Origin of the sequence: Marinobacterium mangrovicola, assembly GCF_004339595.1 — a bacterium.
GTDB classification, from domain to species: Bacteria; Pseudomonadota; Gammaproteobacteria; order Pseudomonadales; family Balneatricaceae; genus Marinobacterium_D; species Marinobacterium_D mangrovicola.
This window is the reverse complement of sequence record NZ_SMFU01000007.1, coordinates 211,001-228,490: the sequence shown is the minus strand read 5'-3', so window position 1 is coordinate 228,490 and position 17,490 is coordinate 211,001. Positions and strand designations below refer to the sequence as shown.

14 protein-coding genes and 5 tRNA genes are annotated in these 17,490 nt (G+C 56.6%); 13 read left to right on the top strand and 6 right to left on the bottom strand.

From position 1 onward, the window contains the following. Nucleotides 1-51: 51 nt before the first annotated feature. The 6 genes from CLV83_RS01985 to CLV83_RS01960 all read left to right on the top strand — a co-directional run bounded on the left by CLV83_RS01985 (nucleotide 52) and on the right by CLV83_RS01960 (nucleotide 1,934). Nucleotides 52-127, top strand: a tRNA-Asn gene (locus CLV83_RS01985). 26 nt (nucleotides 128-153) lie between these two features. Next, a tRNA-Asn gene (locus CLV83_RS01980) sits at nucleotides 154-229 on the top strand. 16 nt (nucleotides 230-245) lie between these two features. Next, a tRNA-Pro gene (locus CLV83_RS01975) sits at nucleotides 246-322 on the top strand. A gap of 67 nt (nucleotides 323-389) precedes the next feature. Further along, a complete protein-coding gene (locus CLV83_RS01970) occupies nucleotides 390-1,631 on the top strand; it encodes a glycosyltransferase (protein WP_132286768.1) in 1,242 nt (413 codons plus the stop codon). Nucleotides 1,632-1,772: 141 nt separating this feature from the next. Continuing rightward, nucleotides 1,773-1,841: transfer RNA gene (locus CLV83_RS01965), tRNA-Asn, on the top strand. A gap of 16 nt (nucleotides 1,842-1,857) precedes the next feature. Continuing rightward, nucleotides 1,858-1,934, top strand: a tRNA-Pro gene (locus CLV83_RS01960). Between the two features lie 83 nt (nucleotides 1,935-2,017). Here the strand turns inward: CLV83_RS01960 and CLV83_RS01955 are convergent. From CLV83_RS01955 to CLV83_RS01945, 3 genes are read right to left on the bottom strand one after another with little or no spacing between them, the layout of a single operon-like run. Beyond that, the gene (locus CLV83_RS01955; RefSeq protein ID WP_132286765.1) at nucleotides 2,018-2,452 is read right to left on the bottom strand and encodes an ATP-binding protein; all 435 of its coding nucleotides are present in this window, start codon (nucleotides 2,450-2,452) and stop codon (nucleotides 2,018-2,020) included. 11 nt (nucleotides 2,453-2,463) lie between these two features. After that, complete coding sequence (locus tag CLV83_RS01950; protein WP_132286762.1) at nucleotides 2,464-2,808, bottom strand: STAS domain-containing protein; 345 nt, start codon at nucleotides 2,806-2,808, stop codon at nucleotides 2,464-2,466. Nucleotides 2,809-2,851: 43 nt separating this feature from the next. Further along, nucleotides 2,852-4,963, bottom strand: coding sequence for a CHASE2 domain-containing protein (locus tag CLV83_RS01945; protein WP_132286759.1), 2,112 nt, complete (start codon nucleotides 4,961-4,963; stop codon nucleotides 2,852-2,854). A gap of 383 nt (nucleotides 4,964-5,346) precedes the next feature. Here CLV83_RS01945 and glsA point away from each other — a divergent pair, with 383 nt between their 5' ends. The 7 genes from glsA to CLV83_RS01910 all read left to right on the top strand — a co-directional run bounded on the left by glsA (nucleotide 5,347) and on the right by CLV83_RS01910 (nucleotide 15,066). After that, on the top strand, nucleotides 5,347-6,309 hold the full coding sequence (glsA, locus tag CLV83_RS01940; protein ID WP_132286755.1) for a glutaminase A: 963 nt from the start codon (nucleotides 5,347-5,349) through the stop codon (nucleotides 6,307-6,309). A gap of 216 nt (nucleotides 6,310-6,525) precedes the next feature. Next, complete coding sequence (locus tag CLV83_RS01935; RefSeq protein ID WP_165900212.1) at nucleotides 6,526-6,993, top strand: FecR family protein; 468 nt, start codon at nucleotides 6,526-6,528, stop codon at nucleotides 6,991-6,993. Next, nucleotides 6,990-7,697: an OmpA family protein gene (locus CLV83_RS01930; RefSeq protein ID WP_132286749.1), complete on the top strand. Its 708-nt coding sequence runs from the start codon at nucleotides 6,990-6,992 to the stop codon at nucleotides 7,695-7,697. The genes CLV83_RS01935 and CLV83_RS01930 overlap by 4 nt, the downstream gene beginning before the upstream one ends. A gap of 18 nt (nucleotides 7,698-7,715) precedes the next feature. After that, the gene (locus tag CLV83_RS01925; protein ID WP_132286746.1) at nucleotides 7,716-9,050 is read left to right on the top strand and encodes a TolC family outer membrane protein; all 1,335 of its coding nucleotides are present in this window, start codon (nucleotides 7,716-7,718) and stop codon (nucleotides 9,048-9,050) included. Nucleotides 9,051-9,283: 233 nt separating this feature from the next. Beyond that, nucleotides 9,284-12,595, top strand: coding sequence for a PAS domain S-box protein (locus tag CLV83_RS01920; RefSeq protein ID WP_132286743.1), 3,312 nt, complete (start codon nucleotides 9,284-9,286; stop codon nucleotides 12,593-12,595). Further along, the gene (locus CLV83_RS01915; RefSeq protein ID WP_132286740.1) at nucleotides 12,592-13,581 is read left to right on the top strand and encodes a response regulator; all 990 of its coding nucleotides are present in this window, start codon (nucleotides 12,592-12,594) and stop codon (nucleotides 13,579-13,581) included. Before CLV83_RS01920 ends, CLV83_RS01915 begins: the two co-directional genes overlap by 4 nt. Nucleotides 13,582-13,743: 162 nt before the next feature. Further along, nucleotides 13,744-15,066: a hypothetical protein gene (locus CLV83_RS01910; protein ID WP_132286737.1), complete on the top strand. Its 1,323-nt coding sequence runs from the start codon at nucleotides 13,744-13,746 to the stop codon at nucleotides 15,064-15,066. Here the strand turns inward: CLV83_RS01910 and hypE are convergent. Genes hypE through CLV83_RS01895 form a run of 3 tightly spaced genes read right to left on the bottom strand, consistent with a single transcriptional unit; the run spans nucleotide 15,063 to nucleotide 17,490 of the window. After that, the gene (gene hypE, locus CLV83_RS01905) at nucleotides 15,063-16,088 is read right to left on the bottom strand and encodes a hydrogenase expression/formation protein HypE (RefSeq protein WP_132286734.1); all 1,026 of its coding nucleotides are present in this window, start codon (nucleotides 16,086-16,088) and stop codon (nucleotides 15,063-15,065) included. The genes CLV83_RS01910 and hypE overlap by 4 nt on opposite strands. After that, nucleotides 16,085-17,233: a hydrogenase formation protein HypD gene (gene hypD, locus CLV83_RS01900; protein WP_132286731.1), complete on the bottom strand. Its 1,149-nt coding sequence runs from the start codon at nucleotides 17,231-17,233 to the stop codon at nucleotides 16,085-16,087. Before hypD ends, hypE begins: the two co-directional genes overlap by 4 nt. After that, nucleotides 17,230-17,490: a HypC/HybG/HupF family hydrogenase formation chaperone gene (locus tag CLV83_RS01895; protein ID WP_132286728.1), complete on the bottom strand. Its 261-nt coding sequence runs from the start codon at nucleotides 17,488-17,490 to the stop codon at nucleotides 17,230-17,232. The genes hypD and CLV83_RS01895 overlap by 4 nt, the downstream gene beginning before the upstream one ends.

Genomic DNA, 17,490 nt, shown 5'->3' with positions numbered 1-17,490 from the left:
CTTGACTCCCCCCGCCCCGGTCACTAATATACGCGGCCTCGGTTGAGGTGTTCCTCGATAGCTCAGTTGGTAGAGCAGTAGACTGTTAATCTATTGGTCGCTGGTTCGAGTCCAGCTCGAGGAGCCAACCGCCTTAATCGAAATTCGGGATATTCCTCGATAGCTCAGTTGGTAGAGCAGTAGACTGTTAATCTATTGGTCGCTGGTTCGAGTCCAGCTCGAGGAGCCATCCTGAAGTAGAAAGTCGGAGTGTAGCGCAGTTTGGTAGCGCATCTGGTTTGGGACCAGAGGGTCGGGGGTTCGAATCCCTCCACTCCGACCATCTTCTACATCCTTCCCCTGAACCACCCCTTAGATTTAAGAATCCTGATCCGGGTGGGTTACTAAGCATGAACATCCTTGTTATCGGTTACGTTTGGCCTGAACCTGCGTCCAGTGCTGCTGGCTACCGCATGCTCGCCCTGCTTGATGCCTTTCGCGCCCAGAACTGGCAGGTCACCTTTGCCAGCCCCGCCGAAAAAAGCATCCATCGCACCGACCTGCCCGCGCGCGGCATCCGTGAAGTAAACATTGCACTTAACTGCTCCAGTTTCGATGAGTTCCTCTGCGACCTGAAGCCCGATCTGGTCATGTTTGACCGCTTCATGATGGAAGAGCAGTTCGGCTGGCGGGTAGAAAAGTACTGCCCTCAGGCTATACGCCTGCTCGATACCGAAGATCTCTCCTGCCTGCGCCAGGCCCGACACCAAGCCAGCAAGCAAAGTGGGCAGGTTGAACTGGATGTGCCTGCCGAGCTGCTTTACTCGGATCACGCCAAGCGCGAAATCGCCGCTATCCTGCGTAGTGATCTGACACTGATGATTTCCGGAGCAGAGATCGAACTGCTCACGCAGACTTTCAACGTTGATCCTAACCTGCTGCTGAACAGCCCATTTATGCAGCCGCCGGTTTTACCGGCACAGCAACAACACCTGCCTTCTTTTGACCAGCGCCAGCATTTCATTGTGATCGGCAATTTCCGCCACGCTCCCAACTGGGATGCCGTACTCTGGTTGAAGCAGACAATCTGGCCTCGTATCCGCTCCCGCCTGCCGGAAGCAGAGCTGCATATCTACGGCGCCTATCCTCCTCCCAAGGCGACGCAGCTTCACAATCCCACGCAGGGCTTTCATATAAAAGGCTGGGCCGAAGATGTGAAGCTTGTGATGCAACAGGCACGGGTTAACCTGGCGCCCCTACGATTCGGCGCAGGCCTTAAGGGCAAGCTGGTCGATGCACTTGCCTGCGGTACACCTTCAGTCACGACCTCTGTCGGCGCAGAGGGCATGGGCGCGGAGCAGCACTGGCCCCAGCCGGTCGAGGATGATGCCGAGCAGTTTGCAGACATGGCCGTAGAGCTTTATACCCAACCGCCCCCCTGGCTGGAATGCCAGCAACAAGGCTTTACCCTGCACAACCTGCGCTTCGACTTTGCTTGCCATGCCGACGCGCTGATTGAGCGGATACTGAAGTTGAAGCTCGAACTGGATAGCCATCGGCTGGCCAACTTCACCGGTGCCATGCTCAGACACCACAGTATGAAGAGCACGCAATACATGGCTCAGTGGATCGAAGCTAAAAACCGTAAATAGATAGCTGACTTTCACCCCCTCCACATTATCGGAACGATGTCGCACCAGATTGAAGCGGCTTTCGGTCACCATAACTCTTCGACACTGACTTAAACGACTATAAATCTCAGATAAATTTCTTTATCATCAGCACGTTACTAGGGTGGTGCCAGGGGTATGCAGTAGACTATTAATCTATTGGTCGCTGGTTCGAGTCCAGCTCGAGAGCCATCCTGAAGTAGAAAGTCGGAGTGTAGCGCAGTTTGGTAGCGCATCTGGTTTGGGACCAGAGGGTCGGGGGTTCGAATCCCTCCACTCCGACCATCTTCTTTTTTTAATTCCCTCTCTAATGTTTTCTGCAGACAGCGAGATTTAAGCGCCTGCTGGTTTCGTTTTTCGATTCTTTTTTATAGCCCGCAAACCAGCACCAGGTGATTGACGTCATCTTTGCGTCGATAATCGCAGCGGTCCATGTAGTGACGGATCAGTTTGACACCCAAGCCCCCGGGCGTTGCATCCTCCAGCCTTACCGGTATCGGCTCCGCCTCAAACTCCAACGGGTTAAATGCCCGGCCGTCATCGATAATTTCCAGGCTCAACTCCCCTCCCGCCAGCGTCAACTGCAAATCGATCTGATGCCCTCGCTCGTCGCTAAAGGCGTAGTCGATGATATTGGTGACCGCCTCGTTCGCGCTCAAGTCGAATTTGAAACGAACCGCCGACGGAACCCCCATGTCTGACAATGCCTGCTCAAGCCAAAGACTCATGCGCGGAATTTCCGAATGACGGTTAGCGATCTGCAGTGAACGCTCTGCGCCACGCGATAGAGAGAGGTCACTCACGGGCCGATACCTCAATTGCCTGATAAAACCTTGCCTGCTTCGTCCAGGTCGCTGCAGATGGTAATCAACTGATCGATCCCTGAAACCTTCAAGACATCCAGCACCTCGGCTTGAGGCGCCAGAATGACGTATTTACCACCGCGTCGACTCACCGCCTTGGCGTTGATCAGCAGAGCCCGGATACCAATAGATGACATGTAAGGCACCGCGGACATATCCACGGCCACCCGATCGTAGGGCTCAGCCACAAGTTCGGTAAAGCGTTTCTCAATACTTGCCACGCCCTCTATATCCATTCGGCCGTCCAAGCAAATTCTGTAGATATCACCTTCAAGTACTTCTTCACGAATCTCCATACGTCTTTCAACCTCAATAAAAAAACATTTTGCTGTTGCCGCTTCATTCGCTGCCCTCCTTCCGCCACCTCACCACCATCACGGTGAGATCGTCGGAAGGCTCAGCGTCGCCAACAAACCGATAAACGCCCTGTTTTACCCGTTCCAGCATAGAAGTTGAGCGATCGTCCCTGGTCACGCCCTGTAGAGCACTCAGCAGCCGCTCCTTGCCGAACAGCTGCTGATCTCGATTTGCCGCTTCCGTCACACCATCAGAGAAGATGCAGAGAAACTCCTCACTGGAGAGCTGATGACGGTGCGTTGTGTATTCAAACTCGTCAACGATCGCGATAGGCGGACCACTGGCGCCTTCAAGTTCCAGTGAACGACAGCGCTCCGCCACCAGCACCGGTCGCTCATGCCCCGCGTTGCAGTAGAGCAGCTCCCCCGTGCGCAGATCGATTACACCCAGAAACGCCGTAACAAAAAGCATCTCCGGATTATCCCTGGCGATCTCGACATTGGCCCGACTGACCAACTGCCCCAGTTCCAGGTTTTTCAGCCCATCACGCAGCAGTACGCTTTTGCACAGCGTTTTACTGATAACCATAAACAGGCTGGCTGGTACACCTTTACCACAGACATCGCCCAGCACAAAAAAGACGCGATGCTCGTCCAGCATAAAACAGTCGTACAGATCACCACCCACCATTTTGGCCGGCTCCATAAAGGCATCGAGATCGATTCTCGGCTCACCGGCAAACACGTCCATAGCATTAGGCACTATGCCCATCTGGAACCGTTTCGCCGCCTCCATTTCACCACGAACCCGCGCTGCTTCTTCTCGCTGAGTTCTGAGATCCTCTTCCAGCGTATCGATTTGCCGCTCCTCACTCAGCAGAGAGTCCGCCATCATCGCGATATAAAGAACAACAAACAGAACATAGGGAGACGCCACATCCAACAGAAGCAGATATTTTGAGTAAGCCAGCAGTCCACCGGCCGCGAGCAGCATGACAAGCCCCGCAACGATGGGAATATGCATCCAGGCCTTCAGACGCGGCAGCAGATAGAGCACCACCAGACCGAGCACTGTCATAAGGCCAGCCTCCACCCATCGCGCCCAATAGGGCCGCTGCAGCACCTCTCCATCGAAGATCGATTCGAGTACCTGAGCATGAATCTCTACCCCCGGCACCCTCTCCCCCAGCGAGGTGGTGGGAAAATCCACCAGACCCAAGCCGGTAAACCCGATCAGAACCAAACGCCGCTCTAACTCGCCAGGACTGATCGCCCCCATAAGCACCCGGGAAGCCGAGACAAAACGATCCGGATCGTGATGGGAATAATGAACCCAAACGGAACCATCAGACTCAGTCGGTATGCTCAGATCAGCAAAACCGACACCGCTTATGCCCCACTCGCCCACGCTGACATCAAACAGTGGCGAGCCGGCCGCCAAGCGCAATGACTCCAACGACAATGAAGGCAAAATATTCCCACCGACCGCCGCCACCATTGGCACCTTGCGAATCACCCCCCTATCCATATCCGCACTGAGAATCGCATGCCCGGAAACCGCCGCCTCCAGGGCAGGCAGGTTACGAAGCGCCGAGGGAAACTGCCTTACCCAAGCCAGTGCATCGCCGCCTTTAATTCTGACCGGCGTCATCGGCATCGCCTTAGGCGTATTACCGGGTATACCGGCCACTCCGAGCACTGTGGGATAGGCCGCCAGCGTCTGGGCCAAAAGCTCATCATTACTGGGCAGAGCACAAACGCTCTCCAGCAAACTTTCCGGCGTTGACGGCAACAGACGCAAAGACTGACAGGGAGTGCTGCGATCCGCCTCAGGCATAATGACGTCGATACCAATGGCCGCCGGGTTATACACGCCTATCTCTTCGATCAGGCGGGCCATCAGGCTTCGAGGCCAGGGCCATTGACCGTATCGAGCCAGACTCTCCTCATCGATATCCACGATCACCACTGGCGCCGACTGCCTCTCCCGCGGCATCACCAACTGGTAAAGGTCGAAATTGAACGTGCGCAGAAAAGACTGGAACGGCACCAGACTAAACAGATGAAAGAGCACCAGTACCAATAACCCCGCAGGCGCAGCCCAGCCTTTGCCGAACGGCGACAGCTTTGATCTTCCACCCCGAAGTTCAAACACGGAATTACCGCCCTTCCCTGCCGCTAACCTGCCAAATAGAAAAAATCACCTAGCGCCATATAAAAACGCCGAGACAGGCAAAGTCAATGTATAAAATAGAAGACGCTATTACTTAAATCAAAATGCCTCAGCATAGAGCACATCAAGGTTCGCGCTCCAACTGGGGGCATAAAAAATCAACCACATTAGATTATTTTTATAAAAACTATTCTTTTAATAATTAATATTAAATTTAGTTTACATAACCGATACAAAAATACTCTTTAGAAACAATGCCTTTTATCTAAACGTCCGCGAAGAAATACAAACACATTTCTAGTGGGCATATTAATTGCTGTCCGATCAGACAACCTTATTGCTCGCAATCAAACGAGGGCCGTTCTATGGAAGATCGCTGGCTTCAAACTCTGATCGACGGCCTCCACTCTCGCTATGCTGGAGTCACCAAGGGCGAAGTAGCGAATTACATTCCTGAGCTGGGAAAAGCGTCCCCTGACCACTTCGGCATAGCCATTGCGACCTCCGCAGGCCAGGTGTTCGAAACCGGCAACAGCGACACGCTATTCACCCTGCAATCCGTATCTAAACCTTTCGCATTTGGTATGGCGCTGGAAGCCTTTGGAGAAGAGAAGGTCGCAAGACACGTCGGGGTTGAGCCCAGCGGTGACAGCTTTAACTCCATCGAGCTGGAAAAGGTCACCAACCGCCCTTTCAACCCCATGGTCAACGCCGGCGCAATCACCGTCACAGCACTGCTCTATCAAAAGTATGGCGACCAGGCAATGGACCGCATCCTCACCCGACTGAGCGCCGCTGCTGGCCGCGATCTGGGTATCGACGAAGACGTTTATCGCTCGGAATCGAAAACCGGCCACCGCAACCGAGCCATAGCCTATCTGCTGCTCAATTTCGACATGGTGCCGGAGGAGGTAGAACCCGCGCTCGATCTCTACTTCAAACAGTGTTCCATTCTGGTTAACACACGTGACCTGGCAATTATGTCAGCTACGCTGTGCAACCTGGGTAAAAACCCGGTCACCGGTGAAGAGGTCTACGACCTGGATGCAGTGCGCAATATGCTGTCAATTATGTTTACCTGCGGCATGTACGATTATTCCGGAGAGTGGGCTTACCGGGTGGGCGTGCCGGCCAAAAGTGGAGTCAGCGGCGGCGTCATGGCTGTCGTAAATCGTCAGCTGGGTATCGCCAGCTACTCCCCCAAACTCGACGCCAAAGGAAACAGCTGCCGCGGTATAAACGTTTGCACGGACCTGGCCCAGGAACTTGGATTACATACATTCGACTGTATGAATGCAGGATCCAGCTATTTGAAGGCAATGCTCTGATTTTAATCAGGCTCAAAAAACCGAGCCTTGAAAACATATGTCGCTCAATTTAGACACAAAAACAAAAAGGCAAATAAAGTCCCTATTTCGCCACCGTTTTTACTTGTAGCAAACTATCGCTGAGCTATGATTCAGGGCACTCGTGAATACTAATCATAACTAGTTATATCGCCGGCCAGCAGTATGAAAAACCGGCGGGTAATGGAGCACCCAACGATGATTTCACCTGCAAAAAAGCTGTGCCTTTCGCTGGTTCTGGCTGCTACACCGGTTTTATCTTTTGCGGAACCTGTTGCAACCATTAAAACCCTCAGCGGCGACGTAACCCTGATACGCGACGGCGAGTCTCTCTCTGCAGCGCTGGGTCAGCGAGTTCACGAGGCCGACCGCATTATTACCAGCGCAAACGGCAGCATCGGCCTGCTGTTCGACGACGATACCCGCGTTGCCGCTGGCCCCGACTCTACGCTATCTCTCGCCGATTTTTCGTTCGATGACATCAGCCATGATGGCAATCTGGATGTCGAGGTGGATAACGGCACCCTGTCGATGATCGCCGGTAAACTGGTTGAAAACCGCCCGGGCGCGGTCAAGGTCAGAACCCCCGCCGCCATTCTCGCCGTGCGCGGTACCGAGTTCTCGGTCAAGGTCTCCAATTCTCTGGATAAGGATGTCGCGGAATGAGTCGTTCAGCTAGCCTGCTGACCTCCGCTCTGCTGCTCACAACCCTGTCCGGGTGCACTGTATACAGCGGAGCCGTCAATACACTGGGCCCGGATAAGCCGGTTTCCGATATTGCCGCCACCACCGAGGGCGAAGTGCTGCTCTCCACTACACCACCGCCCTTCTGCCCTGCACTGGTCGAAACCTACATGGTCATGCCGGAAGAGGGCCGCACCGGCATAGTCGATGTCGCACTGGTTAATGGCGACCAACTGGTGCTTGAGGGTGATTACGCAGCGGCCGAAGTCGCTGGCGGCGTAGCCACGACATTTACCGGTGATGAAGCGACGATGCAGGAGACCTTTGGCGATGCGATCGCTGCACTGCCACCGGCGCCGATTTACGTACCGGTATATTTCTACTTTGACTCCGATATACTCACCGATGAGTCGCTTGCGGACGCCCAGCGCCTTTATCAGGCGGTACTGGAGCGCGCCGCACCGGAGGTGGTCGTCACCGGCCATACAGACACCTCTGGCAGCGCCGCGTTCAACCAGACGCTGGGACAGCGCCGGGCTGAAGCCGTGCGTGAAGATCTTATCGATATCGGCGTAGACCCGCAGACCATCACCACCCGTTCACTTGGCGAATCCCAGCCAGTGATTGAGACAGGGGATGGGGTTCGCGAGCCCAAGAACCGACGCGTCGAAATCAATGTTCGCTAACAGAGTTCGAGTGAAGTCATGAATAAGCAAAGGATGCGAAATACACTGCTAGCGGCCGCAATCAGCGGCTCACTGGGTGCTGCAGCTCTGCCGGCCAACGCGCAGACAATCGATGAAGCGATCACTGAAACCATGGAAACCAACCCCATGGTGCTTTTTGATGCCACCCGCCGCCTCACCGATGAAGAGCAGATCAACATCGAAAAGGGCGAGTACCGGCCAAATGTCGATCTGACACTGGGCTACGGCTACGAGTGGACCGAAAACGGCAGCACGGCGCCGGGCGATGACGAGATGGATCGCCGCGAAGCGACGCTCAGCATCAGCCAGATGCTCTATGACGGCTATGCCACCAAAAGCCGTGTCGATGCGGCCGAGTCGATGGCATCTTCTTCAGCGCTCACCCTGCTGGCAACCTCGGAAGACACAGCGTTGAGTGTGACCCAGGTGTATCTGGATGTGCTGCGCTATCAACAGCTGCTGACCATCACCGATGAAAATCTGGAGTCACACCAGGAAACCTACAACAAGATCAAACGGCGCTTTGACTCCGGTCTCGGATCTGAGTCGGACCTGCAGCAGGCGCAGGCCCGTCTGGCTCTGGCCTCATCCAACAAGGTCGTAGCCGAAGGTAACCTCTGGGAAGCCGAAATCAACTTTGAACGCGTTGTCGGCCATCCTCCCGTCGATCTGCAGATGCCCACAGACAAGTGCTGCACCGACCTTCCGTCGACTCCCGATGATGCCGTCGCGATCGCACTGACCGAGCACCCCGCCCTGCTGGCCGCCATTGCCCAGCACGAATCGGCCATGGCGCAAAAGAACGTTGCCCGTGCGGCATTCCACCCAACACTTCACCTGGAGATGAGCGCCAGCTCCAACCACGGTGTCGATGCCTCTGATTTTCGGGAAGATGAAGCTCTGGCCATGCTGATGGCACGTTACAACGCCTACAACGGCGGTGCCGACAGCGCCCGCGTGAAACAGCTGGAGCACCTGAGCCAGGCTCAGCGCGCTTCCGCCATCGCGGTACAACGGGAGCTGAAAGCCAATGCGATCTCCTCCTGGAACCGGCTTAACAACATTCACCAGCGCCTGCCACAGCTGGAACGTCATGTAGCCTCATCCGGAGAAACCCGCACCGCCTACCAGCGCCAGTTCGATATCGGCCAGCGTACGCTGCTCGATATGCTGGACTCGGAGAACGAATACTTCACTGCCCGTTCGGACTTTATCAACGGCACCATGGATGAGTGGTACGGCCGCTACCGCCTGCTTGCTCATGTGGGCAAACTACTCAAGGCGATGGAAGTTTCTCCCGATTTTGAACAGGTCACTCTGGCTGCCCAGTAAGCGCCGGAGAAATACAACGATGCTGCCCACGAAAAGGGCAGCATCTCCCCTGCCTCTTACCTGCCCGACGCCACTAGCGCTTAATGTTTGACGCAATGAGACTACATTAATATAGTGCGGTCGAACTGTTCGAATATTATCCTCTGACGAAGATCTACTCTGTCTTCTGTTGCGTACACCTCACTCGATTTGTTTATTCAACCTGCAGGCATTGGCCCTTGAATCTCCACCAGATGTTTTCCTCCCCTCCAGCGGGATTCCAGGCCCTTGTCGGCTCATATTCATCACCCCTGATCATTCTTTCCGTCTTCATTGCCATGCTGGCGGCGACACTGGCATTGAATTGCCTGAAGAACGCGCGTAGAGACGCCAGCCGTAAAGTGAAGGTGACTCAGGTGATCGCCGGCTCCATCGCGCTTGGCGGTGGCACCTGGTCAATGCACTTCATCGGCATGCTTGCCTATGAGTTGCCCATGGATGTCGGCTACAGTTTTTCCGGCACAGTATTCTCTGCCCTTCCCGTGTTTTTCGCTTCACTTCTATCGCTTTCGCTACTGACCTTTAAACGCAATAGCGCCCCCACCATTCTGAGCACGGGTACGTTGCTCGGGTTAGGTATCGGTGTCATGCATTACAGCGGCATGATGGCGATGAAAGTTGACGCGCGAATGGTTTATGACCTGTTCGGCGTACTCATGTCTGTACTGGTTGCCGCCAGCATGGCGATTTTCGCTATCTGGCTCGGCAGCCGACAGCAACCGATACTGAAGCATCCGCTTCATGATGTGATCCTTCGGGGCTGCATCATGGGAAGTGCCATCGCCAGCATGCACTATGTAGGCATGGGAGCCGTCACCTTCTACGCCGACGCTCCGGTCGTCGATTCAACTCTGGTTGCTCACCCGGTATTCGCCATGCTGATCGCCATCGGAACGCTCAGCATCATTACGACGGTGATCACAACAAATACCCTGGTTCGCTACAAACAACTCCGTGTCGAAAATGAGATACGCAAGCACCGACTTGAAGCGGTGCTGGAAACCGCTGTGGACGGGATTATCACCATCGACAGCAAAGGCCTTATCGAGTCGATGAACCCCGCCGCAGAGCAGATGCTTGGCTGGAAAATCGACGAAGTCGCAGGCAAAAATGTCAGCCTGCTGATGCCAGCCCCCTACAAGGAAGCCCATGACGGCTACCTCAGCAACTATCTGAGATCAAAGGACGCCAAGATTATAGGCTCCGGTCGCGAAGTGATGGCGCAACACCGCGATGGCCACCTGATCCCCATCCGCCTGGGTGTTGGCGAAGTGGAACTGGACGGTCAGCCACCCTTGTTCGTTGGCTTTATTACCGACATCAGCGAACAGCGTCGCATGCAAAGTGCACTGCGCGAGAGCGAGCATCAGTTCCGCACTCTGCTCGGCAATATGCCCGGCATCGCCTTTCGCTGCCTCACCGACAACCCCTGGACCATGATGTTTATCAGCGATGCAGTCGAAGAGCTGACAGGCTGGCCGCCAGAGGAGTTCATCGAGGGTCGCAAGCATATGGCTCAACTCATCTACGAAGATGATATGGAGCTTTGTGAACGCACCGTCAGCGATGCCATCCAAAACCGCAGCAGCTACTCCGTGGAATACCGTATCCGCCACCGTGACGGCAGCCAGCGCTGGGTGCTCGACAGCGGTGATTTCGAATTTATCGACGGTCACGCCAAATGGATCGACGGGGTGCTGCTGGATATTACCGAACGCCGGCAGATGGAGGATGAGCTGCGCCATTCGAAGCAGGCCGCCGAGGATGCGGCCCAGGCTAAAGCCGCATTCCTGGCGAATATGAGCCACGAGATTCGCACGCCGATGAATGCGATCATCGGTTTCAGTGACGTGATGCGCGAAGGCAAGCTGGAACCCGAGCAGAAGCGCTACATAGACTCGATCTCTAACGCGGCTCGCTCACTGCTTTATCTGCTGAACGATATCCTCGATAGTGCCAAGCTCGAGCGCGGCAAGCTAACACTGGATGTGATCGACTTCTCGCTGCATGAGCTGCTCGACAGCCTCGTATCGACTTACTGGCTGACGGCGCGCAAGAAAGGTCTGGACCTGAAGCTCTCTCTGGAACCCTCTCTCGGAGATTATGTTCAGGGAGCTCCGGACCGCATTCGCCAGGTACTGACCAACCTGCTTGGCAACGCGATCAAGTTTACCGAGAGCGGTTCAGTAGAGTTGAACGTACTTCGCAACGACCAGGGCGAGATCGAGTTTCATGTGGTGGACACAGGTATCGGTATGTCCGCCCAGGCGGTCGAGTCTATTTTCGAGCCCTTCACCCAGGCCGATGCATCCATGAGCCGCCGTTTTGGCGGTACCGGTTTAGGCACCACCATCAGCAAACAGCTGGTGGAACTGATGGGCGGCGATATCAGCGTCCGCAGCGAGGAAGGCAAAGGCACGGCGTTCCGGGTAACCCTGCCGTTAAAACCCGGCACCAAGCCACAGAAAGTGGCAGTCAAATCCGCCAAATCCGATCTATCCCTGCCTAAGCTAAGCATTCTTATCGCCGATGATATCGCCCAGAACCTGGAGCTGCTGGAGGTCGTACTTGGTCGCGATGGGCACGACATAACCCGCGCCAGAGATGGGCTCGAAGCACTGGAACAGATTAATGCGAAAAAATTCGACCTGGTCCTGATGGATGTGCAGATGCCGAAAATGGATGGTTTGACGGCTGCACGTCAGATCCGTGAAAAGGAGGCGAAAGAAGGCTTGCCGGCGCTGCCCATTATAGCGCTCACCGCGAGCGTCCTTGAGGCGGATAAACAGGCGGCCCGTGAAGCCGGCATGAACGGCTTTGCGCAAAAGCCGGTGGAACCGGATAACCTGAAAGCGGAAATCGCCCGTGTCATTACCGGCGTCACAGCACCGGTCACACACATCACTGCAAGGCCCACTTCAAGACGCCTGATCAGCCTGGACCGAGCCCTGGAACTCTGGGGCGACGAGACGCGCTACATCGAACAGCTGAAACTGTTCCTTGATAAAAAACATGAGAAATCCCTGCTTGAGGCGCTTTCAAGCAGCGATTTCGATCAACTTTGCCAGCTTGCTCATGCGGCCTCTGGTGTCAGCGGCAACCTCGCCATGGCGCGCATGGCGCGTCAATTCAGGCAGCTGGAAAGCTGTGCCACGACGCACGACAGCAAAGGCTGCCAGGTCCTGGTATCGGAGCTGGGCGCGCTAATTGAGCGCGCCAAATCGGAGCTTGCCGAACTGGAAGCCAACCAGCCAGAAACCGACGAGCAAAGCACCCAGAGTGAGCGCTGTGACAAGGTGTTTGCGGAAGCGATCACCCAGGCACAGAAACTCTGTGAACACGGCGAAATAGATGATGAGATCATCGATCAGATGCAGACTCACTGCCCGGACAAATGGCGCCCGACTGTTGCAGAACTGGTCCAAGCCCTGGAGGATTTCGACTTCCGACGCGCCAGCGTACTCTTACACCAGATAACGGGCACCTCAGAGGAGACCCCAGCATGAAAACCGGAACCCCTCGTCAATGCATCCTGGTAGTCGATGACGAACCGGCCAACCTGCGCGTATTACGGCAACTCCTTAACGATGATTACCGACTGCTTTTCGCCCGTGATGGCGAATCCGCCATCGAGCTGACACTCAAAGAGCAGCCTGATCTGGTACTGCTGGATGTGATGATGCCCGGCATGACCGGTTACGAGGTATGCAGCACCCTTAAAAGCTCGCCGGAAACCAAAGATATACCGGTTATTTTCGTGACCGCTCTGAAAGACAGCGTCGATGAAGCCCGTGGCTTCGAGCTAGGCGCCGTGGATTTCATCAATAAGCCCCTGGTGCCCGCCGTACTGCAGGCACGGGTTCGCACCCACCTGTCTCTGGTGCAGGCTGAAACGGTGACCCAGTCACACCGCCAGCTCATCGAGCGCCTGGGCCGCGCCGCGGAGTACAAGGATAACGAGACCGGCATGCACGTCATGCGCATGAGCCATTATGCGCGAATGATCGCCATCGCTGCGGGCTACAACGAAGAGACCTCCGATGTTCTGCTGCAGGTCGCGCCCATGCACGATATCGGCAAGATCGGCATCCCCGACCATATCCTGTTGAAGCCCGGTCGCCTGACGGAGGAAGAGTTCGATGAGATGAAACGTCACCCGCTCATTGGCGCAGAAATTCTGGGCGACTCAAACGCCCGCCTGATCCGCATGGCGCGCACCGTGGCCCTGACACACCACGAGAAATGGGATGGCAGCGGCTACCCCTATGGCTTGAGCGGCAGTGATATACCGATCGAGGGTCGCATAGTGGCCATTGCCGATGTGCTTGATGCACTCACCAGCGAGCGCCCCTACAAGAAAGCCTGGAGCCTCGACGACGCCCTGTCCCATATCAGGGAACAGAGCGGCAAACACTTCGACCCGGAACTGGTTGCCTTGCTGGATGGTCTGGAACCCGGGATCCGCGAAATCGCCGCTCGCTGGGCCGACTGAACACCAGGAGGTCGCCCTGGCGGCGGCCTCGCTCCTTCTCCGCTTTCGCCGCAACCCGCTGTTTCAGCGTTGCCAACCCGTTCGCCAAGGGATAGGTTGTATAGCTTTTTGGCGTTTATACCTGCAAACGCCAACCCGGCTGCAAGGAACCGCACTGCTCTGATGAACACCGCTACTAACCAGACTCCAGCCAAGTTAGATTCACTGCTTCCCGGCATCGTTCTACTGACCATTATTCCACTCAGTATTCTGGCCGCCTTCAGCGCGGAGATTCCCGGCTATCTGGCTGGAATTCCTGCCTGGGTAGCGCTGTTTCTGCTGCTTGGCCGCCAACAGCGCGGGCAGATGATTCAACGCCTGGTGTTGTTGGCGATCGGTCTGATCTGTTTGGCCCTTAGCCAGGTGATCGGGGATGGCACGAGTTCATATCTGCTCAAGGCACTCGAAGCCAACCAGATGATCATCAGCATGCTGGTGGCGGTGAGTTTCCTGCGCCTGGTGACACTGAGCGGACTGGAAACCGATGACCAGTTACCTCCCGGTACGCGGGCGCTGAACGGTACCCTGTTCGGTGGCCACTTAATCGGCTCGGTGATCAACATGTCCTCGGTGATGATCCTGGGTGACCGCCTCAGCGCCAACCGTCCGTTGACTTCGCTGCAGGGGCTGATTCTGCTGCGCGGTTTCAGCAACTGCGCGGTCTGGTCGCCGTTTTTCGCCGCCATGGGCGTTATTTTGATCAGCGCACCGGGCGCCAGCCTGACAACGCTGGTGGCCTACGGTATTCCGGTGGCACTGTCAGGACTGCTGCTGACCAGCTGGCAGATATCCCGCCATCCAGACGCGAGCAGCACGCCGGGCTACCCGCTACACCTGGGAGCTCTTTGGATTCCGATGTTGCTGGCGGTACTGGTGATGATCGCCCATAAACTCTGGCCCGACGTATCGGTCATTACGCTGGTAACCCTGCTATCACTGCTTTTTACCCTGCTCTGGCTACCAGTAAAAACCGGTGCTCGAAGCCCGGCGATACTGGCCAAACATGTGCAGCTGGGTCTACCGCGGCTGGGCGGTGAGGTGACGCTGTTTGTGGCCGCAGCCGTGCTGGCAGCCGGCATCGGCGCCCTGCTGCTATCCTTGGATATCCGCCTGGCGCCGGAGCACTTTGGCCCACTGGCAGCCTGCGTCACTTTGGCCGTATTGATTGCACTGGCGATGATCGGGATGCACCCGGTCACCAGCGCGGTATTAGCGGGAAGTATTCTGATGCCCAGCGTGGATGACCCCAACCTGCTGGGGATCACCCTGCTGCTGAGCTGGTCGATCGGTGTTGGCCTCTCGCCCTTCTCCGGCGTACAGATCAGTCTGCAATCCCGTTATGGCATCAGCGCTTTGACGCTGCTGAGGATGAACCGCTTCTACGCACCGACGATGATCGTCATCGGTTTCGGCAGCATCCTCCTATACAGCTATTTGAACGCTTAGCAGATCCGCGGCAGCTGCTCACCGTTGAGCCAGTCGACCATGCGGCTGCCGCCAAACACCGTCTCCATCTGCACGAAGTGATAGGAGTCTTCCACCACATTGCCGATGATCGCCGCGTCCTGACCCTGGGGGTGGGCGCGCATCGCCGCCAATAATTCTTCGGCCCTCTCCTGCGGGCAGATAGCGATCAGCTTGCCCTCGTTGGCCACATAGAGCGGATCCAGGCCGAGGAATTCGCAGGCCGCGCGCACCGGCTCCCGTACCGGAATCCTGCTTTCCATCAGCTGCATACCCACACCGGACTGCTGCGCCATCTCATTCAGCGTATTGGCCAAACCTCCTCGGGTGGGATCGCGCATGCAGCGGATCTCGGGCACACACTCAACCATGGCAGCAACCAGGGAATGCAGCGCCTGGGAATCGGAACGGATATCCGCCTCAAAGCCCAGGCTTTCCCGCAGCGACAGAATCGTCACACCGTGATCGCCAATGGAGCCGGATAACAAAATCGCATCACCGGGCTTAGCCTGATCACCGGAAAGCTGCAACCCTTCCGGCACCACACCGATACCGGTGGTGCTGATAAAGACACCATCGCCCTTGCCGCGCTCAACCACCTTGGTATCGCCGGTAACGATCGGCACCCCGGCCTCTTTCGAGGCCGCAGCCATGGAATCGACGATGCGTTTGAGGTCGGCCAGCGGAAAACCCTCTTCCAGGATAAAGCCTGCCGAGAGATAGCAGGGCTTAGCCCCGGACATGGCGACATCATTGATGGTGCCATGCACAGAGAGCGCACCGATATCGCCCCCCGGAAAGAACAGCGGCGATACCACATGGCTGTCGGTAGCCATCACCACCCGCCCCGGTGGCAGCGTAAACTGGGCCTGATCGTTGCCCTGCGCCAGCCATTCATTATCGAACGCCTGGGCAAACAGCTGCTCGATCAGTTCCGCCATGGCGCGACCGCCACTGCCGTGGACCATTTCAACGCGGCCCTTGGCGATATTCAGACGACTCATGCGCGCAGCTCCTCGGCCGGAATCCGGCCCTCACTGAAACGCCCATAACTGTAATAGGCGGCGCAGGCGCCCTCGGAGGAGACCATGCAGGAGCCCAGCGGATTATCCGGTGTACAGGGGTCGCCGAAGAGCACGCAGTCACGGGGATTTTTCACCCCGCGCAGAATTGACGGGCACTCACAGGCCTTGTTCTCACGACCGTGAAGTTGCTCTACGCCAAAGCGTTTTTCGGCATCGAATTCGGCATATTCACTGCGGATCTGAAGCGCGCTTTCCGGGATAGCACCCAGACCGCGCCACTCAAAGCTGGCGCGAAGCTCAAGCACCCGGCTCACCGCCGCCTGTGCCTTCAGGTTGCCCTCGCGGCTGACTGCGCGGATGAATTCGTTCTCTACTTCACAGCGGCCATCATTGAGCTGGCGGATCAGCATCAGGATAGCCTGCAGCACATCCAGCGGCTCGAAGCCAGCGATCACCACCGGACGCTTATACTGCTGCGGGAAAGGTTCATAGGGCGCAGAGCCGATCACCGTGCTGACGTGAGCCGGCCCGATAAAGCCATCCAGCTCCAGTGCGCCGCTATCCGCCTCCGGCGTATTCAAAATCGCGTGCATCGCGGCCGGCGTAAGCACGTGATTACAGAACACCGAGAAATTCTTCAGACCCAGCTTCGCCGCCTGATCGATCACCAGCGCCGTGGGCGGTGTGGTGGTTTCAAACCCGATGGCGAAGAACACCACCTCTTTATCCGGGTTCTGCTGGGCAATCTTCAGTGCGTCCGCCGGTGAGTAGAGCATGCGCACATCGGTGCCTTCCGCGCGCACCTTCATCAGGCTTTCACGACCGGAGCCCGGCACACGCAGCATATCTCCGTAGGTACAGAGGATCACTTCAGGGCGACGCGCCAGCGCTATCGCCATATCCAGCCGACCAATCGGCAGCACACAGACCGGGCAGCCAGGGCCGTGGATCAGGCGCACATTCTCGGGCAATAGACCGGGGATACCGTAGCGGAAGATCGCATGGGTGTGGCCGCCGCAGAACTCCATCAGATGATAGCGCCGCGCCGGATCAGCCTCCTTGCGGATCTGCTCGGCCAGGGCCCGGGCTTTTTCGCCATCACGAAACTCATCGACGTATTTCATGCGCCGCCCTCCCCGGCCTGAGCTTCATCGTAGGCCTCCTGCAGCTGACCCAGTTCCTCAAACAGCGCCAGGGTACGCGCCGCTTCCTCAGGATCCAGCTTGTTCAGGGCGTAGCCCACGTGCAGGATCACGTAATCGCCCACCGACAGATCGTCCACCAGAGCGATATTGATCTCCTTGCGCACCCCGCCGATATCGGCCAGCGCACGCTCAGCATCGATCAACGCTTCGATCCGTACCGGAATCGCCAGACACAT

Excerpts from the sequence above, each read along its gene's own strand:
- CLV83_RS01970 (WP_132286768.1), top strand. The coding sequence starts at position 390 with ATGAACATCCTTGTTATCGGTTACGTTTGGCCTGAACCTGCGTCCAGT.
- CLV83_RS01950 (WP_132286762.1), bottom strand. The coding sequence starts at position 2,808 with ATGGAGATTCGTGAAGAAGTACTTGAAGGTGATATCTACAGAATTTGC.
- glsA (WP_132286755.1), top strand. The coding sequence starts at position 5,347 with ATGGAAGATCGCTGGCTTCAAACTCTGATCGACGGCCTCCACTCTCGC.
- CLV83_RS01935 (WP_165900212.1), top strand. The coding sequence starts at position 6,526 with ATGATTTCACCTGCAAAAAAGCTGTGCCTTTCGCTGGTTCTGGCTGCT.
- CLV83_RS01930 (WP_132286749.1), top strand. The coding sequence starts at position 6,990 with ATGAGTCGTTCAGCTAGCCTGCTGACCTCCGCTCTGCTGCTCACAACC.
- CLV83_RS01925 (WP_132286746.1), top strand. The coding sequence starts at position 7,716 with ATGAATAAGCAAAGGATGCGAAATACACTGCTAGCGGCCGCAATCAGC.
- CLV83_RS01920 (WP_132286743.1), top strand. The coding sequence starts at position 9,284 with ATGTTTTCCTCCCCTCCAGCGGGATTCCAGGCCCTTGTCGGCTCATAT.
- CLV83_RS01915 (WP_132286740.1), top strand. The coding sequence starts at position 12,592 with ATGAAAACCGGAACCCCTCGTCAATGCATCCTGGTAGTCGATGACGAA.
- CLV83_RS01910 (WP_132286737.1), top strand. The coding sequence starts at position 13,744 with ATGAACACCGCTACTAACCAGACTCCAGCCAAGTTAGATTCACTGCTT.
- hypE (WP_132286734.1), bottom strand. The coding sequence starts at position 16,088 with ATGAGTCGTCTGAATATCGCCAAGGGCCGCGTTGAAATGGTCCACGGC.
- hypD (WP_132286731.1), bottom strand. The coding sequence starts at position 17,233 with ATGAAATACGTCGATGAGTTTCGTGATGGCGAAAAAGCCCGGGCCCTG.
- CLV83_RS01895 (WP_132286728.1), bottom strand. The coding sequence starts at position 17,490 with ATGTGTCTGGCGATTCCGGTACGGATCGAAGCGTTGATCGATGCTGAG.